Annotated in this window: 21 protein-coding genes; 15 read left to right on the top strand and 6 right to left on the bottom strand. The window is 60.2% G+C overall.

Annotated features, from left to right (window positions below; translation table 11 throughout):
• Positions 1–12: 12 nt before the first annotated feature.
• The 15 genes from ruvB (at position 13) to folD (ending at position 14,560) form a co-directional block, all read left to right on the top strand.
• Positions 13–1,035 carry a Holliday junction branch migration DNA helicase RuvB gene (ruvB, locus tag AB3Y40_RS03700; RefSeq protein WP_369437454.1) on the top strand — a complete coding sequence of 341 codons (1,023 nt, stop codon included), beginning with the start codon at positions 13–15 and terminating at the stop codon, positions 1,033–1,035.
• A 41-nt stretch (positions 1,036–1,076) separates the two neighbouring features.
• On the top strand, positions 1,077–1,709 hold the full coding sequence (locus tag AB3Y40_RS03705) for a hypothetical protein (RefSeq protein ID WP_369437455.1): 633 nt from the start codon (positions 1,077–1,079) through the stop codon (positions 1,707–1,709).
• Positions 1,710–1,729: 20 nt separating this feature from the next.
• A complete protein-coding gene (locus AB3Y40_RS03710) occupies positions 1,730–2,074 on the top strand; it encodes a VOC family protein (RefSeq protein ID WP_369437456.1) in 345 nt (114 codons plus the stop codon).
• 48 nt (positions 2,075–2,122) lie between these two features.
• Positions 2,123–2,524 carry a tol-pal system-associated acyl-CoA thioesterase gene (ybgC, locus tag AB3Y40_RS03715; RefSeq protein ID WP_369437457.1) on the top strand — a complete coding sequence of 134 codons (402 nt, stop codon included), beginning with the start codon at positions 2,123–2,125 and terminating at the stop codon, positions 2,522–2,524.
• A 113-nt stretch (positions 2,525–2,637) separates the two neighbouring features.
• A complete protein-coding gene (tolQ, locus tag AB3Y40_RS03720; RefSeq protein ID WP_369437458.1) occupies positions 2,638–3,312 on the top strand; it encodes a protein TolQ in 675 nt (224 codons plus the stop codon).
• Between the two features lie 2 nt (positions 3,313–3,314).
• Entirely contained in the window at positions 3,315–3,794 is a 480-nt protein-coding gene (gene tolR / locus AB3Y40_RS03725) for a protein TolR (RefSeq protein ID WP_369437459.1), read from the top strand.
• Between the two features lie 4 nt (positions 3,795–3,798).
• On the top strand, positions 3,799–4,920 hold the full coding sequence (locus AB3Y40_RS03730; RefSeq protein WP_369437460.1) for an energy transducer TonB: 1,122 nt from the start codon (positions 3,799–3,801) through the stop codon (positions 4,918–4,920).
• A gap of 118 nt (positions 4,921–5,038) precedes the next feature.
• Complete coding sequence (gene tolB / locus AB3Y40_RS03735) at positions 5,039–6,355, top strand: Tol-Pal system beta propeller repeat protein TolB (protein ID WP_369437461.1); 1,317 nt, start codon at positions 5,039–5,041, stop codon at positions 6,353–6,355.
• Positions 6,356–6,438: 83 nt separating this feature from the next.
• Positions 6,439–6,963 carry a peptidoglycan-associated lipoprotein Pal gene (gene pal / locus AB3Y40_RS03740; protein WP_369437462.1) on the top strand — a complete coding sequence of 175 codons (525 nt, stop codon included), beginning with the start codon at positions 6,439–6,441 and terminating at the stop codon, positions 6,961–6,963.
• 13 nt (positions 6,964–6,976) lie between these two features.
• Complete coding sequence (gene ybgF / locus AB3Y40_RS03745) at positions 6,977–7,795, top strand: tol-pal system protein YbgF (protein ID WP_369437463.1); 819 nt, start codon at positions 6,977–6,979, stop codon at positions 7,793–7,795.
• Entirely contained in the window at positions 7,786–9,003 is a 1,218-nt protein-coding gene (gene tilS / locus AB3Y40_RS03750) for a tRNA lysidine(34) synthetase TilS (RefSeq protein WP_369437464.1), read from the top strand. Before ybgF ends, tilS begins: the two co-directional genes overlap by 10 nt.
• Before the next feature lie 102 nt (positions 9,004–9,105).
• Positions 9,106–11,025 (top strand): ATP-dependent zinc metalloprotease FtsH, encoded by a 1,920-nt coding sequence (ftsH, locus tag AB3Y40_RS03755; RefSeq protein WP_369437465.1) that lies wholly within the window; start codon positions 9,106–9,108, stop codon positions 11,023–11,025.
• 125 nt (positions 11,026–11,150) lie between these two features.
• A complete protein-coding gene (locus AB3Y40_RS03760) occupies positions 11,151–11,729 on the top strand; it encodes an MOSC domain-containing protein (RefSeq protein WP_369437466.1) in 579 nt (192 codons plus the stop codon).
• A gap of 153 nt (positions 11,730–11,882) precedes the next feature.
• A complete protein-coding gene (locus AB3Y40_RS03765) occupies positions 11,883–13,559 on the top strand; it encodes a formate--tetrahydrofolate ligase (RefSeq protein ID WP_369437467.1) in 1,677 nt (558 codons plus the stop codon).
• A gap of 107 nt (positions 13,560–13,666) precedes the next feature.
• Positions 13,667–14,560 (top strand): bifunctional methylenetetrahydrofolate dehydrogenase/methenyltetrahydrofolate cyclohydrolase FolD, encoded by an 894-nt coding sequence (gene folD, locus AB3Y40_RS03770; RefSeq protein ID WP_369437468.1) that lies wholly within the window; start codon positions 13,667–13,669, stop codon positions 14,558–14,560.
• On the opposite strand, the gene pdeM is transcribed toward folD, so the two are convergent.
• The 6 genes from pdeM to AB3Y40_RS03800 form a co-directional block, all read right to left on the bottom strand.
• A complete protein-coding gene (gene pdeM, locus AB3Y40_RS03775; RefSeq protein ID WP_369437469.1) occupies positions 14,557–15,216 on the bottom strand; it encodes a ligase-associated DNA damage response endonuclease PdeM in 660 nt (219 codons plus the stop codon). The two genes, folD and pdeM, sit on opposite strands and share 4 nt — an antisense overlap.
• Before the next feature lie 43 nt (positions 15,217–15,259).
• Complete coding sequence (locus tag AB3Y40_RS03780; RefSeq protein WP_369437470.1) at positions 15,260–17,701, bottom strand: ligase-associated DNA damage response DEXH box helicase; 2,442 nt, start codon at positions 17,699–17,701, stop codon at positions 15,260–15,262.
• An 84-nt stretch (positions 17,702–17,785) separates the two neighbouring features.
• Positions 17,786–19,096 (bottom strand): ATPase, encoded by a 1,311-nt coding sequence (locus tag AB3Y40_RS03785; RefSeq protein WP_369437471.1) that lies wholly within the window; start codon positions 19,094–19,096, stop codon positions 17,786–17,788.
• 114 nt (positions 19,097–19,210) lie between these two features.
• Positions 19,211–19,702, bottom strand: a complete 492-nt coding sequence (locus tag AB3Y40_RS03790) for an A24 family peptidase (RefSeq protein ID WP_369437472.1) — start codon at positions 19,700–19,702, stop codon at positions 19,211–19,213.
• Positions 19,703–19,706: 4 nt separating this feature from the next.
• On the bottom strand, positions 19,707–20,564 hold the full coding sequence (locus tag AB3Y40_RS03795) for a tetratricopeptide repeat protein (RefSeq protein WP_369437473.1): 858 nt from the start codon (positions 20,562–20,564) through the stop codon (positions 19,707–19,709).
• Positions 20,565–20,591: 27 nt separating this feature from the next.
• Entirely contained in the window at positions 20,592–21,155 is a 564-nt protein-coding gene (locus AB3Y40_RS03800) for a tetratricopeptide repeat protein (protein ID WP_369437474.1), read from the bottom strand.
• Between the last annotated feature and the right edge of the window lie 5 nt (positions 21,156–21,160).

Below are 21,160 nucleotides of genomic sequence, written 5' to 3' on the forward strand. Positions count from 1 at the left end.
CGCGGAGCCCACATGAGCGAACCCGATCCTACATTGCGCCCCGAGCGGCAAGCCGAAGATGGCGACCGCGCCTTGCGACCACAGCAGCTTGATGAATTCATCGGGCAAAAGGCGGCACGGGCAAATCTGAAGGTCTTTATCGAAAGCGCACGCCGTCGGGGCGAGGCGATGGACCACACGCTTTTTCACGGCCCCCCTGGCCTGGGCAAAACCACATTGGCGCAGATCATGGCGCGCGAGTTGGGTGTGAATTTCCGCATGACCAGCGGGCCAGTGCTGGCCAAGGCGGGGGATCTCGCGGCGATCCTGACAAATCTGGAAGCGCGCGATGTGTTGTTCATCGACGAAATTCACCGCCTGAACCCGGCGGTGGAAGAGGTGCTATACCCGGCGCTAGAGGATTTTGAGCTTGATCTGGTGATCGGCGAGGGCCCCGCCGCGCGCACGGTGCGGATCGAATTACAGCCCTTTACGCTTGTGGGTGCCACGACGCGCATGGGGTTGTTGACCACACCGCTACGCGACCGCTTTGGCATTCCGACACGTCTTGAATTCTACACACAAGATGAGTTGCACGAGATTGTCACGCGCGGCGCGCGGCTGATGGGTGCGCCCGCCGAAGACGGCGGCGCGCGCGAGATTGCACGGCGCGCCCGTGGCACCCCAAGGATCGCCGGACGGTTGCTGCGGCGCGTGGTCGATTTCGCCGTGGTCGAGGGCGACGGCACGGTGACGCAGGCGATTGCGGACCGGGCGCTGACACGGTTGGGCGTTGATGATCTGGGGCTGGATAATGCCGATCGTCGCTATTTGCGGCTGATCGCTGAAAGCTATGGTGGCGGTCCGGTTGGGGTTGAGACGCTGAGTGCTGCGCTGTCAGAAAGCCGCGACAGCCTTGAAGATGTGATAGAGCCCTATTTGCTGCAGCAAGGGCTGATCCAACGCACCCCGCGCGGGCGGATGCTGGCCGCCAAGGCCTGGGCGCATTTGGGGCTGGACGCGCCCAAGGATCAGACCGATCTATTCGGTGCATAGGTCGGATGCCTCCGGCGGGGATTTTTTGGGGCCAGAAGAAGATGGACGCAAGCGAGATAGAGGCGCTGTTTACGCGCAGTGACGGGCAATATGTCTGTGTGCGCTGGGCACGGCCAATCGCGCCTGTGGTCTTTGGCGTGGACGAAGCGACGCTGGGCGTCTTCAAAGGCGCGATCGAGGCGGTGGTCACGCTCGCCGGGCATCAGATGGCCGAGACCGACCCGGAACTGGGTGCCAATCTTATGGTGTTCTTCTGTCAGGACTGGGATGAACTGCCCCAAGTGCCGCATCTGGATCAATTGGTGCCAGACCTTGGACCGCTGGTCGGGCGGCTGAAAGCGGCACAGGCCAATCAATACCGGATTTTCCGCTTTGATGAGGCGGGCGCGATCAAGGCGGCCTTTGTTTTCCTGCGCTATGACGACCATCTGGCGGCGGTCAGCGCCGACACGCTGGCCCTGTCACAGGCCGTGCAGACAATTCTGCTGTGGTCAGACCGAGCATTTGTCGACACGTCACCGCTGGCGGTGGTCAATGACACAACCGTTTTGCGCCCCGATGTGGCGGATGTGGTGCGCGCTGCCTATGATCCTGTGATGCCAGCGGTTGCAAGGGATGCAAGCCACGCTCTGCGTGTTGCGGCGCGGTTGACCTTGCAGTCCAAACCGTCCTGACAAAGCAAAGGGAAATTGTGATGCACTTTGCCCCAGCAACACCAGAACTTTCGGTGCCGGATGTCGCGGCAGCGCAGGCCTATTACCGCGACCATCTGAGGTTCAAGATCGGCTGGCACAACACGGCAGGTCGCATTGGCGCGGTGTCACGCGGAGATTGTGCGCTATTCTTGCGGCAGGCCGACGCGGTCAAGACCGGAGGGACCTTCTGGGTGTTTGTCGACGACGTTGATGCAGCCTTTGCTGATTTGAAAGGTTGCGGCGCAACGATCACAGAGCCTGTTGCCGACACACCTTGGGGATTGCGGCAATTCACGGTTGCCGATCCCTATGGGAACACCTTTTATCTGTTTCACGACCTTTAGGTCGCCCGGGCCTACGAGGCCTTGGTTTGAAAAATGGACAGGATTGCCATGCCTCAGGACGCCACACCTCATCACCTGCCTGTGCGGGTCTATTATGAAGACACCGACATGGGCGGGATCGTCTATTATGCCAACTATCTCAAATACATCGAACGTGCCCGGTCCGAGCTGGTTGAAGTCATGGGGCTGGACCAGAACAAGATGAAAGAGGACGGTATCGTCTTTGTCGTGCGCCGGGTCGAGGCGGATTATCTGGCACCGGCACGGCTGGATGACCGGTTGACCGTGGTGACCACGCACCGGCCAGAGGGGCAAAGCCGCTGGGTGTTTGACCAAGAGGTGCGGCGTGGCGATCAAGTGATCTTTCGCGCAGTTGTCACGGCGGTCTGCATGACCACCGAAGGGCGGCCCACACGGCTGCCAGCGGATCTTCGCGCAAAACTGGGGTAGTGCGCACGAGGAAGTGCGCGCGAACTGCGCGAGCGCAATGGATTTCCCAAGGATCATCGCTTATGTTGCGTCCAAACAAGGGCCGATAACGGCCTCACAAGCAGAGCGGGCATATGGAAGCAGCAACCGATTTTACGATGTGGGCCTTGTTTGCCCGCGCCACAATCCTTGTCAAACTGGTCATGATCATGCTGATCGTCGCCTCAGTCTGGTGCTGGGCGGTGATTGTCGACAAACTGATCCAATATCGCCGCGCCCGGCGCGAAGCGGATATTTTTGATCGGGCATTTTGGTCCGGCGAGCCGTTGGACCAGTTGTTCGACCAGATCGGTGACACACCGCGCGGCGCGTCCGAGACGATATTTAGCGCCGGCATGTTGGAGTGGCGCAGGTCGCACCGACAGGACGGCGCGTTGATTGCAGGTGCACAGGCCCGGATCGACCGCAGCATGGATGTGGCCATCGCCAAAGAGGCGGGCAAACTGCAAAAGGGCCTGCCGGTTCTGGCCACCACCGGGTCAACCGCACCTTTCGTTGGTCTGTTCGGCACGGTCTTTGGCATCATGAATGCCTTTGTCGAAATCGCAGAGCAGCAAAACACAAACCTCGCCGTTGTGGCCCCCGGCATTGCCGAGGCCTTGCTGGCGACAGGACTTGGCCTGATGGCCGCGATCCCGGCGGTGGTTTTCTATAACAAACTCAGCGCGGACGCGGACCGGATTGTCGCAGGCTACGAGGCCTTTGCTGACGAATTCGCCACGATCCTCAGCCGTCAGTTGGATAGCTGAGCATGGGGGCCGGTGTTATCAAACCGGGCGGGGAAGATGGCGGACGGCGCAGGCGTCGCCGGTCCAGCCGGAGCCAACCGATGTCAGAGATCAACGTCACACCTTTCGTGGACGTGATGCTGGTGCTGTTGATCATCTTCATGGTGGCCGCGCCGCTGTTGACGGTGGGCGTGCCAGTTGAACTGCCGGAAACCGCTGCCAACGCATTGCCTACCGATCAAGAGGAACCGCTGACCGTGACGATCACGGCGGACGGTGGCTTGCTGATCCAGAACACCGAAACCGCCGAGGCGGATCTGGTCGTCAAACTGCAGGCCATCGCTGCAGAGCGCGAAAGCGACCGGATTTTCCTGCGCGCGGACGGGTCCAACGCCTGGAACCGTGTGGCGCAGGTCATGGGCGCGCTGAATGCGGCAGGCTTTAACAACATCGGTTTGGTGACGGATATTGGCGGTCCGACGCTGAACGATCAGGACGGCTAGCCCCGTGGCCTCGACCGGCACCTATATTTCAAGTGCGGGGCATGTGGGCCTTGTGATCTGGCTTGTGGCGGGCTGGGGGTTCCAATCCGATCCGCTGCCGTTTGAGGTGGCCGATGTTTCGGTGGTGTCGGGCGAAGAATTCGCAGCACTCGTGGCAGCCACCACGCCAGACCCTGCCAGTGAAGCGCCCGATGCGCCAACCGTGCCGCTGGTCGAAGATACGCCACCTGTCCCGGCAGAAGACTCGCCGCCAGAGGATGTGACCCTACCCGAACCGGTGCCGCAACCGGCAGAGGAAACGCCACCGCCAGAAGCCCCTGCGCCGCCCGAACCCGTTGCGGATGTGACCGATCAGGCCCCGACACCACCGGCACCGCCACAGGAACTGGCCTCTCCCGATCTTAAAATTAGCGACACGCCTGTTCCGCGCCCCGCTGACCGTGTGGCCCCCGAACCCGTGGCCCCGCCGCCGCTTGATACGGAGGTCGCGGATGTCGTGCAGGAAAGTGCCACGCCAGACGCGACAGAGCCGGCCGAGGTGGTTGAGGAACCGACCGAGGCAACAGCCCCCGAAGAAGCCGCAACAGAGATCGTGACCGAAGCCGAGGAACCCTCTGGCGCTGTTTCCACATCCTTGCGGCCAACCGTGCGGCCCAACCGCCCCGCACCCGCAGAACCTGAGGTCGCCGAAGCCCCGGTTGAAGAACCTGCGCCACAGGCGGCAGAGGTCTTGGAAGACAGTGAAGCGGATGTCGAGGCCGCCGTCGCCGCAGCGCTCGAATCTATGCAGCTGCCAGCGGCTGAGGGCCCGCCGATGACAGGGTCGGAACGCGAAGGTTTCCGGGTGGCCGTCAATCGCTGCTGGAACGTCGATCCCGGATCGGTTGCAGCGCGCGTGACGGTCGAGGTGGGCTTTGCACTGGATCAGGACGGCAAGGTGTCCGGCAATGTGCAACTGATCTCTTCGGATGGAGATAGCAGCGCGACCGAAACCGCATTTCAGGCCGCGCGCCGCGCGATCCTGCGCTGTCAGGGGCAGGGGGGGTATGACCTTCCGGCCGAAAAGTATGACCAGTGGAAAGAGGTGGTGATTACCTTTGACCCCTCTGGCATGAGGTTGCGGTGATGGGCCTGGCAACCGGCGAACTGTCGCGCAACGGGGAATTCGGCGCGAATTGCCCCTTGATTGCGCAAGCGAACCCATCAAAACGAATGAAAAGCCCGCACAAGGCGAGGATTGAGCAATGTTGAGACTTCTGATGGCCTTGGGTCTGGCGACCTTTTTGGCAGGCCCCGCACAGGCACAGGACGGCCCACTGCGGCTGACTATCACCGATGGTGTGATCGAACCCTTGCCCTTTGCGGTGCCCGGGTTTCAGGCCGAAACAGCAGGGGCCGAACAACTGGCCGCTGACATTACACGTCTGGTCGCACAGGATCTGGCGAACACGGGCCTTTTCCGCGAAATCCCGTCGAGCGCGTTTATCAGCCAGCCTGCATCCTTTGGCGCACCGGTTGCTTACCCCGACTGGCGCGCGATCAATGCGCAGGCGCTGATCGGCGGGGCGGTTGCGGTCAGTGGTGATCAATTGGTCGTGAAATTCCGGCTTTATGACGTCTTTGCGGGCGCCGAACTGGGCGAGGGGCTGCAATTTGCAGGTACCGTGCAGGGCTGGCGGCGCATGGCGCATAAGGTGGCTGACGCCGCCTATGGCCGGATTACAGGCGAAGGCGGATATTTCGACAGCCGCGTGGTGTTCGTGGCCGAAACCGGCCCCAAAGACGCGCGGCAAAAACGTATTGCGATCATGGATTACGATGGCGCAAACCTGCAATTCCTGACCGACAGCAGCGCCATTGTGCTTGCTCCACGGTTCAGCCCCAAGGGCGACCGGGTGCTTTATACCACCTATGAAACCGGCTTCCCGCGCATCAATGTGCTGGATGTGGCCACCGTTGGACGCCAGCAATTGCCTACGGCAGAGGGCGAGATGGCGTTCAGCCCACGGTTTTCGCGCGATGGGAACCGGGTGATCTATAGCCTGGCCAATGGCGGCAACACCGATCTTTATCAGACAGACCTTGGCACCGGCGCGCATACCCGCCTGACCTCTGCGCCTTCGATTGAAACCGCCCCAAGCTTTAGCCCCGATGGCAGCCGCATCGTGTTTGAAAGCGACCGCAGCGGCACCCAGCAGCTTTACATCATGTCCGCAAATGGCGGTGAGGCACAGCGAATCTCGTTTGGCGAAGGCCGTTACGGCACGCCCGTCTGGTCGCCGCGCGGTGATCTGATTGCCTTTACCAAGCAGAACGCAGGCCGGTTCCACATTGGTGTCATGCGCACCGATGGCAGCGAAGAACGCCTGCTGACCGCCTCCTTTCTGGACGAAGGCCCCACATGGTCGCCAAATGGCCGGGTGCTGATGTTCATGCGCGAAACCCAAGGGGCGGCGGGTGCCTCCTCTCTTTATTCGGTCGACATCTCAGGGCGGAACCTGCAGGCAGTGCCGGTTCAGGGCGCAGGCTCTGACCCTTCATGGGGTCCGTTACAGCCCTGAAACATCACATGCAGGCACGTTTTCACCACAGCCAAGCCGTGATAAGGTGCCAAAAAATATAAGCGGTAGAACAGGACAGACCCATGACATTCACAACCAAAGCCTTATTGGTGCTGCTCACCCTCAGCACGGCCGCTTGCACACGGCCCGACCGTTTTGGCGGGGGCGTCAATGACACGACCGGTGCAGGGGCCGGTGCGGGTGCTGGATTGAACGCGCCAACAGGGGCCGCTGACCCGACAAGCCCGCAGTTCTTTGCGCAGACCATTGGTGATCGCGTGCTGTTCCAGGTCGATAGCTCGACGCTGACGGCTGCGGGGCAGGCCACGCTTGATGGGCAAGCCAGCTGGTTGATGACCAATGGCGACTATCTGGCAATTGTCGAAGGCCATGCGGATGAACAGGGCACACGCGAATACAACCTTGCCCTTGGTGCGCGTCGCGCCAACACGGTGCGCGAATATCTGATCTCCAAAGGGGTGCCTGCTAACCGCCTGCGCACGATCAGCTACGGCAAGGAACGCCCGATTGAGGTATGCTCTGACGAAAGCTGCTACGCCAAGAACCGCCGCGCCGTGACGATCATTTCCGTTGGTGCGCTTAGCTAAGGACCTGCGTTTGATGTTGATCCGTGTTGCACTTGTTTTGGGTCTGGCCCTGTCTGCGCCATCGGTGATGGCCCAGGACCAAACGCTCGCAGACATCCGTCAGCAGTTGTCGATCCTTTATGTCGACATCCAGCGGCTGCGCACGGAGCTTTCAACAACCGGCAGCGTCGGCAATGACACGAGTGGCAATACGCCGCTGGACCGCCTGAACGCGATCGAGGCAGAGTTGCAGCGCCTGACCTCTAAAACCGAAGAGCTGGAGTTTCGCGTCAACCGCATCACTGTGGATGGCACCAACCGCATTGGTGATCTGGAATTTCGCCTGTGCGAGCTTGAAGACGGTTGTGATATCAGCCTGTTAGGCGACACGCCGTCCCTTGGCGGCGTTGATAACGGCACCGACGTGCCAGTTGCCAATCCGGCCCCCGCCACTGGCGGCCCGGCCCTTGCCATTGGCGAACAGGCCGATTTTGAGCGGGCGCAGGAGGCGCTCGCATCCGGTGACTTTCGCGGCGCCGCTGACCTCCTTGCGACCTTCGTTACGTCCTACCCCGGATCGCCAGTAGCCGCCGAGGCGGAGCTGATGAAGGGCAAAGCGTTCGAAGGACTGGGCGAAACCACAAATGCTGCGCGCGCCTTTCTCGCCAGCTTTTCCACCGACGCCAGCGGCCCCACCGCACCTGAGGCGCTGTTCAAGTTAGGCAGCGCATTGGGTCAGCTGGGACAGACACAAGATGCTTGCCTGACACTGGCAGAGGTTGGCGTGCGTTTCCCGGGCAACGCCTTCGTGACACAGGCGCAAACGGCGATGTCCGGTCTGGGATGCCAGTAGACCTACCACAGCATTTTGCTGATGAAATGGGCGCGCTGCTTGGCCCGAATTTCCCCTCAGAAATCGCCTTGGCCGTCTCTGGCGGGGGCGACAGTATGGCGATGTTGCATCTGGCGGCAGGCTGGGCGCGCATCTACGGTATTGCGCTCAAGGTGATGACCGTTGACCACGGGTTCCGGCCTGAAAGTGCGGCAGAGGCCGCGATGGTCGCTGCTGAATGTGACGTGCTGGGGCTGCGCCACGCGACTCTCACTTGGACGGGCTGGGACGGCACTGGTAATCTGCAAGACGCCGCCCGTCAGGCCCGACTGGACCGGATCACAGCGTATTGCGCGCCCAGGGGCCACGTTGTGATGGCCCATACCCAGGATGATCAGGCCGAGACGGTCCTGATGCGCCTGATCCGTGGGTCCGGTGTCGATGGGTTGGCTGGCATGGCCGCAAAGCGCGAGACGCCGGGATTGACTATCGTGCGCCCGCTTCTTGGCGTCCGGCGAGAGGCGTTGCGGCACTATTGCAAGACGCTGAAGATCCCCTTTGTCGATGATCCCAGCAATGAAGACGCGCGTTTCGACCGGGTCCGCATCCGGCGTCTGATCGGGCAAGAGGGGTTGGATGTGGCGACACTTGCCAAGACCGCCCGGCAGATGGCACGCGCCAAGGCGGCGCTGGATCAGCGGGTGAAGCAGGCGACGCAGGCAGTCACCACGGTCGGGATCGCAGAGGCAGGCTATGTTGCATTTGATCGCGATGCGCTGGCCACCGTCGAAGAAGAAACCCGTCTGCGGATCGTGGCCAATGCACTGATTGCAATCGGCGGCAATCCCTACCGACCGCGTTTGTCGGCGCTTGAAAGTGCGGTGGACCAACTCCTTTCGGGGGGCACCACAACGCTCCACGGGTGCGTGATGCAGGCGGCCAACGATCAGATACTGATCTGCCGCGAGGTCAAGGCCATCGGACCTGATTGCGCCACCGATCACATCTGGGATGGGCGGTGGTCGCTGAACGGCCCCCATGCGCCCGAATTGCGCATCTCGGCCATCAAAGGCGCGCTAAGCCAATGCCCCGAATGGCGCGAAACCGGCCATCCACGGGCCGCACTTATGGCAAGTCCTGCTATTTGGCAGGACGAACGCCTTATTGCCGCCCCCTTGGCGGGGTTAAATGCGGGGTGGACCGCGCGATTTGCTGCGAAAACCGTGTGAAGCGCGCTTCCGCATTGAAGATCGGTTAGGAAACTCTATTTTAAGGTCAATGCGGGGGTCCGACTCCCCCCGGCTGATCTTCCGCTGTTAAAGGAGCCTGTCTTGGGCAACGCACGTAATCTCGTCTTTTGGGTCGTCCTGTTTCTGTTGGTGCTGGCGCTGTTCCAGCTGTTCAACGGCGGGGCCAACAACGGGCTGAGCAATAGCCAAAGCTATTCGGAATTTGTTGAATCCGTCGAAGGCGGCACCGTCACGCAGGTGACGCTGGATGGCGAACAGGTCCGCTATCGCAAGACCGATGGCCGCGACTATGTGACGATCAAACCGGGCGACGCGGAGGTGACCGACCTTTTGATCGAACGCGACATCCCGGTGCAGGCGCAAAGTCAGGAACAATCGGCCTTGTCGAGTTTCCTTTTTGCGCTGGGCCCCTTCATCCTACTGATCGGCGTCTGGATCTACTTCATGAACCGGATGCAGGGCGGTGGCCGTGGCGGCGCGATGGGCTTTGGCAAATCCAAGGCCAAGCTGCTGACCGAAAAGCATGGCCGCGTCACCTTTGACGAGGTCGCAGGCATCGATGAGGCCAAGGAAGAGCTTGAAGAAATCGTCGAATTCCTGCGCAACCCGCAGAAATTCAGCCGCCTGGGCGGCAAAATCCCCAAAGGTGCGCTGCTGGTGGGCCCTCCGGGCACCGGTAAAACGCTGCTCGCCCGCGCCATCGCGGGTGAGGCTGGCGTGCCGTTCTTCACCATCTCGGGTTCGGACTTTGTCGAAATGTTCGTCGGTGTCGGTGCATCACGTGTGCGCGACATGTTCGAACAGGCCAAGAAAAACGCGCCTTGCATCGTGTTCATCGACGAAATTGACGCCGTGGGCCGCTCGCGTGGTGCCGGTTATGGCGGCGGGAATGACGAACGTGAACAGACGCTGAACCAGTTGCTGGTCGAAATGGACGGTTTTGAAGCCAACGAAGGCATCATCATCGTGGCCGCCACCAACCGCCCCGACGTGCTGGACCCCGCGCTGCTGCGTCCGGGCCGCTTTGACCGTCAGGTGCAGGTGCCAAACCCCGATATCAAGGGCCGCGAAAAGATTTTGGGCGTTCATGCGCGCAAGGTGCCGCTTGGCCCCGATGTCGACCTGCGCATCATCGCGCGCGGCACGCCCGGGTTCTCGGGCGCTGATCTGGCGAACCTTGTGAACGAAAGCGCGCTGATGGCCGCACGCGTGGGCCGCCGGTTTGTGACGATGATCGACTTTGAATCCGCCAAGGACAAAGTGATGATGGGCAGCGAACGCCGTTCCATGGTCATGACCGAGGACGAGAAGAAGCTGACCGCCTATCACGAAGCAGGCCATGCGATAGTTGGCTTGAACACGCCACAACATGACCCGATCCACAAGGCGACCATCATCCCGCGCGGCCGCGCGCTGGGTCTGGTGCTGTCCCTGCCGGAACGCGATCAGTTGAGCGTCAGTTTCACCAAATACAAATCCATGATCGCCATGGCGATGGGTGGCCGCGTGGCCGAGGAACTGACCTTTGGCCCTGAAAACGTGACCTCTGGTGCATCATCGGATATTCAGCAGGCGTCAAAAATTGCCCGCGCGATGGTCACGCAATTCGGCTTTGCCGAAGAGTTGGGCTATGTCGATTACGCCAACGAGCAGAACAGCTATCTGGGCAATTATGGCGGTGGTACCAACCACTCGGCGGCCACGCAAAAGATCATTGACGACAAAGTCAAAGAAATGATCGACGAAGGCTATGAAACCGCGCGCCGCATTCTGACGGAGAAATCGGAAGAGTTTGAGCGTCTGGCGCAGGGCCTTCTTGAATACGAAACCCTGACCGGAAACGAGATCACGCGCGTAATCGCGGGCGAGCCGCTCAACCGTGGTGATGACGCCGACGACACGCCACCCTCTGGCGGGTCCTCGATCACCTCGATTCCCAAGACGAAGCCGAAAAAGCCAAAATCCCCCGACAGCGGGATGGAGCCGGAACCGTCCACCTGATACCCGATCAAGCCGCCCCAATCCGGGCGGCTTTTTCGTGACACTGGGCAACACAATCCGTGATTTGAACTCTGTCCCGATGCAGCCTAGGCATGATCTCATCAACGAGCGTACAGAGGAATCAGATGCCAGAACTTGTCCCAACCGACCATTATGGAGAGATCGTCTGGCTTGGAACCGTCGCGGATAACACCTCGATCCGCGCGGCCGCGGTGGACACAATGGAACTGACCTTTGACGGCCCGGTGGGCGAAGGGCGGCACGGAGGCCGCACCCGCGCGTCCTGCGTCCGCGTGATTGCGCAGCACCCACAAGGCACAGAGATCGCGAATGTCCGGCAAATGTCGGTACTCAGCGCCGAAGAGTTGGACGAGATTGCCAAGGACTGCGGGTTGGAAGCGATTGACCCGGTTTGGCTGGGCGCGTCGCTGGTGGTGCGCGGCATTCCCGATTTCAGCCATGTGCCGCCGTCCTCGCGACTTCAGGGCCCTGACGGGGCGACCATCACGATCAACATGGAAAACCGCCCCTGCAATTTCCCGGCTCGCGAGATAGAGCAGGATCGCCCCGGTCATGGTAAAGCTTTCAAAACGGCAGCGACCGGCAAGCGCGGGGTTACGGCCTGGGTCGAACGACCCGGCCTGTTTGAGCGCGGTCAGCGCCTGCGTTTGCACGTCCCGGATCAACCAGCCTGGCGTGGTTGATCGGCGCATTGCGTTTCTTATCCGAAACCACGGCGGCCTGTGCCGACGATTCTGACGCGGATTATGTCGTAATCCGGGTGCACCGTAGCATACGACCTCGCTAGACATATCCTGACGGATGCAGGCGTTCGCGCCCCCAACAGGATGAAAGCAATGGAATACAAGTCGGACATCGAAATCGCACGCGAAGCCAAAAAGCGTCCGATTCAAGAAATTGGTGCCAAGCTGGGTATCGGTAGTGATGATCTTTTGCCCTATGGCCACGACAAGGCGAAGGTCAGCCAGTCGTTCATCGATTCTGTACAGGGCAACAACGACGGCAAGCTGATCCTTGTGACTGCGATCAACCCGACCCCAGCAGGTGAGGGCAAAACGACCACAACCGTGGGTCTGGGTGACGGCCTGAACGCGATCGGTAAGAAGGCCGCGATCTGTATCCGCGAGGCGTCGCTGGGTCCGTGCTTTGGCATGAAGGGTGGCGCTGCCGGCGGTGGCTATGCGCAGGTGGTTCCGATGGAGGATATGAACCTGCATTTCACAGGTGATTTTCACGCCATCACATCCGCGCACAACCTGCTGTCGGCGATGATCGACAACCACATCTACTGGGGCAATGAACTTGAGATCGACATCCGTCGCGTCGTCTGGCGCCGGGTGATGGACATGAACGACCGTGCGCTGCGCCAGATCACTGCCAGCCTGGGCGGCGTGGCCAACGGTTTCCCCCGTGAGGCCGGGTTTGACATCACGGTGGCGTCCGAGGTCATGGCGATCCTGTGTCTGGCGCTGAACCTTGAAGACCTACAAAAACGTCTGGGCGACATCATCGTGGCCTATCGTCGCGACCGCACCCCGGTCTACTGCCGCGACATCAAGGCCGACGGTGCCATGACCGTTCTGCTGAAAGACGCGATGCAGCCAAACCTTGTGCAAACACTGGAAAACAACCCGGCCTTTGTGCACGGTGGGCCATTTGCGAACATCGCGCATGGCTGTAACTCTGTCACAGCGACTACCACGGCGCTGAAGGTTGCGGACTATGTGGTGACCGAGGCGGGGTTTGGCGCTGATTTGGGCGCCGAAAAGTTCATGAACATCAAGTGCCGCAAGGCCGGCATTGCGCCGTCTTGCGTGGTGGTTGTGGCAACAGTGCGTGCCATGAAGATGAACGGCGGCGTGGCCAAGGCAGACCTTGGGGCTGAGAATGTCGACGCGGTGACCGCAGGCTGCCCGAACCTTGGGCGTCACATCGAGAACGTCAAATCATTCGGCGTGCCAGTGGTCGTGGCGATCAACCACTTTGTCACCGACACCGACGCCGAAGTTCAGGCGGTCAAGGATTTCGTCGAAAGTCAGGGGTCTGAGGCGATCTTGTGCAAGCACTGGGCGCATGGGTCCGAAGGGACCAGGGATCTCGCGACCCGCGTGGCCGAGATTGCCGATCAGGACAGCGCGAATTTTGCGCCGATCTATGGCGATGATCTGGGCCTGTTTGAAAAGATCGACACGATCGCCAAGCGCATCTACCGCGCTGATGAGGTGATTGCGGACAAAAAGATCCGCGATCAGTTGCGCGCGTGGGAGGAGCAGGGTTATGGCAACCTGCCCGTGTGTATGGCGAAAACGCAGTACTCATTCTCGACCGATCCCGCGTTGCGTGGTGCGCCAACGGGCCACGCGGTTCCGATCCGTGAAGTGCGGCTTTCTGCCGGGGCCGGTTTTGTCGTTGCCATCTGCGGTGAGATCATGACCATGCCGGGCCTGCCGCGCGTGCCTTCGGCGGAGGCCATCATGCTGAACGCGGACGGCCAGATCGAAGGCTTGTTCTAGGGTCCGACGCGCGCCGCTCTTGCCCCCCGTTTGGGGGGCAAAACGCCCCGCCCGCCGTCTCGGAAGGTCACCTCCGGCGGGCATATTTTTATTCGGAAGAAAGACTGATGACAGCGACAGTGATTGACGGAAAGGCCTTTGCGGCCACGGTGCGGGGCAAGGTGGCGGACCACGTTGCGCGGCTAAAGGAAGAACACGGGATCGTGCCCGGCCTGGCCGTTGTTTTGGTCGGTGAAGACCCCGCCAGCCAGGTTTACGTGCGAAACAAGGGCAAGCAGACGCTTGAGGTTGGCATGGCCTCTTTCGAGCACAAGCTGGATGTGGCGACCTCGCAAGAGGATCTGTTGGAATTGATTGAACAGTTGAACAACGATCCGGCCGTGCACGGCATTCTGTGCCAACTGCCGGTGCCAGACCATATTGACGGCGACACGATCCTGAATGCGATTGACCCGGCCAAGGACGTGGATGGGTTTCATATCTCGAACGTCGGTCTTTTGGGGACCGGACAGAAAAGCATGGTGCCTTGTACGCCGCTGGGTTGCTTGATGATGCTGCGAGATCATCACGGGTCTTTGTCGGGAATGAATGCGGTGGTGATCGGTCGGTCTAACATTGTGGGCAAGCCGATGGCGCAATTGCTGTTGAATGACAGCTGCACAGTGACGATTGCCCATTCGCGCACGGCGGATTTGCCGGGTGTTGTGCGTCAGGCGGATATCGTTGTGGCGGCGGTAGGGCGGCCACAGATGGTGCCGGGCGACTGGATCAAAGAGGGTGCGACGGTGATTGATGTGGGCATCAATCGGATCGACAAGCCAGAAGGTGGTACACGTTTGGTCGGGGATGTGGACTATGACAGCTGTGCCGCTGTGGCTGGTGCCATCACACCGGTGCCAGGTGGTGTGGGGCCGATGACAATTGCCTGTCTGCTGGCCAACACTGTCACCGCCTGTTGCCGTGCCAATGGTCTGGCTGAACCCGAGGGCCTGACCGCCTAAAACGTTGCCGCCAAGGGCACGGGCATAGCCCTTTTGCCGGTCAGCACGGCGGTTGCATCGGGTTGCATCAGCGATTGAAGCGCCGGGTGACTGGCGCGCAAACCGCCGGTGAAAGCGCCAAAGGCAGGCAGGATCACGCGTGCTGCGTCAATCAGGAATGCCGGTCGCGCGCCGCCGCGCGACACACTGCATTTGGGGTGATAGTGACCTGAAATCTCGCCCTTGGTGCCTGGTATTGCAATGTGGCGATAGATCAACGGGCAATCGGGTAGCTCACTCAGATGCTGCCCACCCAGATCAACGGGGCCGGGGTCGTGGTTGCCCTCTATCCAGATCCAATCGCGCCCGGCTTGTTGCCGAGCGAGTTGCATTTTTTCAACTTCATCAAGGCTGTTCGCCGCATCCAGGTCATCGAAACTATCACCTAAACAAACAACACGCTGTGGCATGAGGGTGTCCAGCAGTGTGTCGAGCTTGTCGAGCGTCGCGCGTGTTTCGTAGGGGGGGAGCATGATCCCGCGCCGCCGTGCGATGCGATCAGACTTGCCCAGATGCAGGTCAGAGACGGTCAACGTGCCGCTGTCAGGCGCCCAAAGCGCGCCAGTGGGCAGAGCGTGCAATGTGATGCCGGACAGGTTGAAAATATATGCGTTCATGATCTGTTCTTGCTGCAGGCTTTGCCGCAAATCAACCATTTGTTTACCAACCAACGCGCCATTTCGGTTTTGTGCCGGGAACGTCAATGGTATTGAGGCCTGACGCCTCCATCAGCGCCTGGGTTTCGCGCTCGACGAGTAGTTCCCGCCCTTCGCCTTTGATCGGCACCCGGCCGACTTCCAGCATCAGTGGTGCGGCCAATGGCGTGACACGGTCACGGACGACATGGTCAAAGCGGCCTTCGGTTCTGGACAGCATTTCCTCGATCCGGCCCAAGTCAACCAGACCGCTCAGCGCCTCGTCCCTTGTGATGTCCAACATCAGATGATCCGGGTCATACTTCACCAGCGTTTCGTAAAGAATATCTGAACTGAATGTCGCTTGCCGTCCGGATTTGCGGCTTTGCGGCAGGTTGCGTTCGATCAGCCCGGCGATCGTGGCGGCAGTGCGAAAGGTCTTTTTCATCACCGCATTGCCTTGCAACCACGTCTCGAACCCGTCGCGCAGAGCATCGGGCTGGATCAGCGGTGCAGGGTTGGTGACCGGATCAAGCCCCCAGATCATCGTGGCGTAATCGGTCGCCACAAAGCCAAGCGGGTTCAATGAGAGTTCTTCCATCCGCTGTGTTAGCAAAAGACCCAGCGTTTGCATGGCGTTACGCCCTGCAAAGCCGTAGAAAACCGTGTGCTGCTGGCCTTGATGTGGGAAACTTTCAACGAGGATGCGATCCGCCTCTGGCAATTTCGACAGGTCCCTTTGCAGGTTCAACCAATCACGCGTGTGATCGGGCAGGGCGTCCCAGTCGCCGCTTTCGATCATGCGCAGGATGCGGGCCTGAAGCTGGGTCGACGTGGCAAATTTGGTGCCCATGAAGGTGGCAATCTTGGGCTTTTTGGCGGCGTGGCGCGAGACTTCGACCGTTAATTCACGCAGGCCCTCGTAGCGAACAATCTTGCCGCCGATCAGGAATGTGTCACCGGGGGTCAGCGATGCGGCAAAGCCCTCTTCAATTTCGCCCAGCGGCTTGAAGCTGCCCTTGTAGCGGACTTTCAGTGTGTCGGTGTCCTGAATCGTGCCGATGTTCATGCGGATATTGCGGCTGGCGCGGGGGTCGCGCAGGTGCCACAGGCCATTGGTTTCTTTCAACCTTTTCCATTTGTCATAAGCGCGCAGTGCGTAGCCACCGGTGGCGCAAAAATCCAGACATTCATCAAACTGCGCGCGGGTAAGTTCTGCAAATGCACCAACGGTACGGACCTCGGCAAAGAGGTCATCCGCATCAAAGGGGCCTGCACAGGCTGTGATAAGGATGTGTTGACACAACACATCACGGGGGCCGGGACCGGGCGGATCGCCGTCCAGATCTCCCGCCTTCGCGGCCTCCAAAGCGGCAATACATTCAATGACTTCAAAGCGATTGGCGGGCACCAGCAATGCCTTGGATGGTGCGTTGTAGCGATGGTTGGCGCGGCCAATCCGCTGAATCAGGCGCTTGACGTTCTTGGGCGCGCCGATCTGGATCACCAGATCCACATCACCCCAGTCAATGCCAAGGTCCAGACTGCCGGTGCAGACGATGGCGCGCAGCTCTCCTCGGACCATTGCACCTTCGACATTGGCGCGCTGTTCACGCGACAGCGATCCGTGATGGATGCCGATGGGCAGGTCGTCGGTATTGGCAAGCCATAGATTATGAAAGAAAATTTCCGCCTGGGCCCGCGTGTTGTGAAAGATCAGTGTGGTCTTGTGTTGCCGGACCTGTTCAAGCACCGCGGGGATGGCATAAGCCGCACCGCCGCCCGACCAGGGCGGCTTTTCCGCGGTGACCAACATCGAAATATCAGGGTCTGGGCCGGGGTCCGCGTGCAGGATTTCACAGGGATCTGGGTTACATGCCAATGACTTAGCGATCACAGCCGGGTCCTCGACCGTGGCAGACAGGCCGATGCGCCGCATATCCGGGGCCAGCCGTTGCAGTCGCCCTAAGGCCAGCATCAGCTGATCGCCCCTTTTGCTTTCCTGCAGCGCGTGAATTTCGTCCACAATGACCCGCTGCAGGCCCTTGAACATGCGCGGCGCGTCCTCGTAAGAGGTTAATAACGCAAGGCTTTCCGGCGTCGTTAGTAGAATATGCGGCGGGTCCGCGCGCTGGCGTTTTTTTTGCGTGGCAGAGGTGTCGCCGGTGCGATCCTCGATCCGGATCGGCAGGTCCATTTCGTCGACCGGGGTGCGCAGGTTGCGTTTGATGTCAGCTGCTAATGCCTTGAGCGGGGAGACATAAAGCGTATGAATTCCAACATGTTGGCCATCCGCCAGCTCTGCCAATGTGGGCAGGAACCCGGCCAAAGTCTTGCCCCCGCCGGTGGGGGCGATCAGCAACAGCGCGGGGGCATCCGCCCGATCCAGCATGTCCTGCTGATGCGGGTGAATTGACCAGCCACGGGCCGAAAACCAGTCAGAAAATTGGGGCGGCAAACCTGTCATGGACCATCAAAATGACGGAGCCACATCCCATACACAACCCATGCACTTGCCATGCATACGCAAATCTGAATGCGTGTTAATGCATCAGCGCACGATGTCTTCTTCTTTGACGAACATGTTGTTCCATGCGCGGTCAATCAATTCAGGGGACATGTGGTAGGGTTTCCCCTCGAACTCGCAAATCGCAATCATCTGGTCGATCAAAAAGATCGGCTGATAATTCGCATAGACGTTGTCGATTTCGGGGTAGCGGTTGTTTAGCAGATGGACCAGCGTCGCTTCGTCCAGCGGCATCTTGCGCTTGCGTGCGACCATCGCGAAAATCTTCAAGAAATCCGCCTGACAGGGGCCATCAATTTTGATCTTGTAGAAAATCCGGCGCAGCGCGGCCATGTCGAAGATCGCGTTGGGGTGGAAGTTGGTCGAAAAGATCACCAGCGTGTCAAAAGGCACCTCGAACTTTTCGCCCGATTGCAGGGCCAGAATATCCTTGTTCTCTTCCAGCGGCACAATCCAGCGGTTCACCAGTGACTGTGGCGGCTCGGCCTGACGGCCCAAGTCGTCCACGATAAAGATGCCGCCGGTCGACTTCATCTGCAGCGGGGCCTGATAGGTCCGCGCGACCGGGTTATAAACAAGGTCGAGCATTTCCAGGGACAATTCACCGCCCGTAATCACGGTCGGACGTTCGCATCGCACATAGCGGGTGTCAAAACGGCCCGTGGTGCGGCGCAGCGAATTGGCATCTTGCGCCTCTTCCTCTGCCGCGTTGTGTACAATCGGGTCATAGACCGTGATCACCTGACCGGAGTATTCCACGGCGCGGGGCACATAGATCTTGTCGCCCAACGCGTCGCGAATACCATTCGAGATCGAGGATTTCCCGTTGCCCGGCGGGCCGTACATCAAGATCGAACGGCCAGCGCCCACCGCGGGGCCAAGATTGTCCAGCAGGTCATCGGGCAGGATCAAGTGACCCATTGCTGACAACAGCTGATCCTTGGTGATGTGGATGTTGCGGATCGACTGACGCTTGATCTGTTCGTGATAAATCGATAATGGCACCGGCATGGCGCCAAAATACTCTGACTGGCGCAGCGCATCCTGGGCACGGGATTTCCCGGCATCGGTCAGCTGATAACCCATCTCATTGCCGTTGTTGGCATTCAGCGTGCCTGTCGCCTCTAGCAGCAGTTGCCCGCGCGCCATATCGACCAATTCCTGTGTGACCGGGATCGGCAGGCAGATCGCCTTGGCGATGTCGGACACCATGTTGAAGTTCATCCGATACATCGTCTTGATCAGAATATCGCGCATCATCGCCAGAGGCAGACGCATACCATCAAGGCCCTTGGGGGCGGGGGGCGCCATAACGCCGGTGGTTTCCATGTTCATCGTCTGTCGCCTGTCACTGATTGGTCCATTGCACGGTGGATTGACCGCATTCCGGCACAAAAGAGCAGGCATTTATGGCGAAATGATGGACGAAAGGCTGAATTGCTGGGGCAGTCAGCGGGTCAGCAGCACGATTAGCAGATACAGGATCAGCGTCATCCCAAGGGGATAGCCCATCGGAAAGCGCTTGCCCTGTTGCCAGCTTTCCCAATGCGGCACAGCACGGCGCAAGGGCGAGTATTTGGCAGCCCGGTGGGTCACATAGGCTGCCAGCAAGGCGGCGGGGAACAAAAAAAGTATCAACCGCAGATCCGCGATGGCGATATAGGGGGCAGCGGCGGCGATGAATTTACTGTCGCCCGCGCCCATCACCCGCGCGGCATTCAGCGCAATGCCCGCAATCAGCATCACCGCGTAGTGGGCAAAGCCCCAGAGATAAAGGTCAAATGGCAGGGCGATAAAGCCCAGAATGATATAGCTGGCGGCCAAGCCATCGGTCGCCAGATTGGGGATCTTCATGCGCGACAAGTCGCTGTAAATGCTGAATAATCCGAAAGGAACGGCCGCCAGCAGAAACCAGCCGGCGGCACTGGCAGTCAGGCCCATGCGCCTAGTTCGTCACGTTCGCTTCAAGCGCGGCCAACGAGCGGCTCGCCTCTTCAAAGTGCTGCGGGTGCGTGTCGACCGCTTCGCGCAGGAGGCCTTTGCCGATCGTCACATCGTTCTGCTTAATCGCGGTCAGGGCCAGCGTGTGCAACAGTTGCGCGCGTTCGATCTGCGTCATCGGCACGACGGGCAGGTCATATTTGCGCTGTGCCCCACGGGCCAGCACAAGGTTGTTCTTGGCGGTGAAGATGCCGCCGTCCATGCGGATCGCATCGGTGAACAAGCGCTCGGCCCCGGTGTAATCACCGCGGGTCAACTTGGAATAGCCCCAGTTATTCAGCACGCCCGCAGGCGTGGTGGTCAGCCCTGCAGCTGTTTCATAAAAGCTGTCGGCCTTGTCCCATTGTTCCTTGCTGTCGGCGACCATCGCCTCCAACCGGTAACGCTTAAACGTCTCGTGGGTCGGCGGGATCGTGTTCAGCATCGTCGCGGCTTCGTCCCAGCGGTTGGTGCGGATCAGCGCATCGGCCAGTTCAACCCGGTCGTCGTGGTTGCTGTCGCTGCGTGCGATCACGTTTTCCCATGCCTCGACCGCGTCAGCGGGACGCTTGGCACGCACAAGGCTTTTGGCCAAACCGCGTTGCAGGTCAATGCGTTCGGGTTCTTTGGCGGCGGACCCCTGGAAATAGGTGACGGCGGCGGCCGGGTCGCCCACGGTCAGCATCACATCATTCAGATTGGTTTCATCAACAACGTTCATGTCCTGTAGCGCACGTTCAACCTGTGCGTCGCCGGATTTTTCACATGCCGAAAGGGCCACAAGGGCGGCCATCAAGGATGACATCACGATAGGGTGGCGCATTTTTGCGTCCTTTGCTGCTCTCTGCCTTCAAAGATCGGTCAGGATCACAAAGTCGCCTGTGCCCCGCCGTACCAGTTTTGGTCCCTGGTTTTGTTGTGGATCAACATAAAACGGATCTTCGAGTTTGGCGAGCGCGAGGGCCAGGTTCTGTCGGATTTGGTCGGAATTCCCGTTATCCGTTGCAAAGGCGCGACGGAAAACCTCGACCGCTTCGGCATATTCGCGTTTTTCAAGCAGGATCACGCCCAGATTGTTCCATGCGGCCGGAAAATCGGGGGCTTCCTCGGTCGCGCGACGCAGCAGGCGCTCCGCCTGACCTAACCGCCCAAGTTTCAGGTTCGCAGAGCCAAGCGCCGACATCGTGTCAACATTCAGCCCCTGTTGGGCGGCGGCGCGGGTATAGGCGCGCAAGGCCAGCTCGTACTCACCCGCTGCCATCAGGCGATGCCCAACGATGAGCCCGTCCACGTCGCTCGTCCCCGCCACGCCCGGTGCGCCGACTGCGTCGTTCGACGCACCAAAGCCGCCTGTAGAACAGGCGGCCAAGGTCAGGATCAGGGCCATGGCGATGATCGCCCGGCATTGTTGCATGTGTT

Origin of the sequence: Yoonia sp. R2331 (genome assembly GCF_041103235.1) — a bacterium.
In the GTDB taxonomy this organism is placed as follows: domain Bacteria; phylum Pseudomonadota; class Alphaproteobacteria; order Rhodobacterales; family Rhodobacteraceae; genus CANMYO01.

Excerpts from the sequence above, each read along its gene's own strand:
- AB3Y40_RS03800 (WP_369437474.1), bottom strand. The coding sequence starts at position 21,155 with ATGCAACAATGCCGGGCGATCATCGCCATGGCCCTGATCCTGACCTTG.
- pal (WP_369437462.1), top strand. The coding sequence starts at position 6,439 with ATGACATTCACAACCAAAGCCTTATTGGTGCTGCTCACCCTCAGCACG.
- tolB (WP_369437461.1), top strand. The coding sequence starts at position 5,039 with ATGTTGAGACTTCTGATGGCCTTGGGTCTGGCGACCTTTTTGGCAGGC.
- AB3Y40_RS03790 (WP_369437472.1), bottom strand. The coding sequence starts at position 19,702 with ATGGGCCTGACTGCCAGTGCCGCCGGCTGGTTTCTGCTGGCGGCCGTT.
- AB3Y40_RS03760 (WP_369437466.1), top strand. The coding sequence starts at position 11,151 with ATGCCAGAACTTGTCCCAACCGACCATTATGGAGAGATCGTCTGGCTT.
- AB3Y40_RS03785 (WP_369437471.1), bottom strand. The coding sequence starts at position 19,096 with ATGAACATGGAAACCACCGGCGTTATGGCGCCCCCCGCCCCCAAGGGC.
- AB3Y40_RS03765 (WP_369437467.1), top strand. The coding sequence starts at position 11,883 with ATGGAATACAAGTCGGACATCGAAATCGCACGCGAAGCCAAAAAGCGT.
- AB3Y40_RS03780 (WP_369437470.1), bottom strand. The coding sequence starts at position 17,701 with ATGACAGGTTTGCCGCCCCAATTTTCTGACTGGTTTTCGGCCCGTGGC.
- tolQ (WP_369437458.1), top strand. The coding sequence starts at position 2,638 with ATGGAAGCAGCAACCGATTTTACGATGTGGGCCTTGTTTGCCCGCGCC.
- folD (WP_369437468.1), top strand. The coding sequence starts at position 13,667 with ATGACAGCGACAGTGATTGACGGAAAGGCCTTTGCGGCCACGGTGCGG.
- AB3Y40_RS03710 (WP_369437456.1), top strand. The coding sequence starts at position 1,730 with ATGCACTTTGCCCCAGCAACACCAGAACTTTCGGTGCCGGATGTCGCG.
- tolR (WP_369437459.1), top strand. The coding sequence starts at position 3,315 with ATGGGGGCCGGTGTTATCAAACCGGGCGGGGAAGATGGCGGACGGCGC.
- ybgF (WP_369437463.1), top strand. The coding sequence starts at position 6,977 with ATGTTGATCCGTGTTGCACTTGTTTTGGGTCTGGCCCTGTCTGCGCCA.
- AB3Y40_RS03795 (WP_369437473.1), bottom strand. The coding sequence starts at position 20,564 with ATGCGCCACCCTATCGTGATGTCATCCTTGATGGCCGCCCTTGTGGCC.
- ybgC (WP_369437457.1), top strand. The coding sequence starts at position 2,123 with ATGCCTCAGGACGCCACACCTCATCACCTGCCTGTGCGGGTCTATTAT.
- ruvB (WP_369437454.1), top strand. The coding sequence starts at position 13 with ATGAGCGAACCCGATCCTACATTGCGCCCCGAGCGGCAAGCCGAAGAT.
- pdeM (WP_369437469.1), bottom strand. The coding sequence starts at position 15,216 with ATGAACGCATATATTTTCAACCTGTCCGGCATCACATTGCACGCTCTG.
- tilS (WP_369437464.1), top strand. The coding sequence starts at position 7,786 with ATGCCAGTAGACCTACCACAGCATTTTGCTGATGAAATGGGCGCGCTG.
- AB3Y40_RS03705 (WP_369437455.1), top strand. The coding sequence starts at position 1,077 with ATGGACGCAAGCGAGATAGAGGCGCTGTTTACGCGCAGTGACGGGCAA.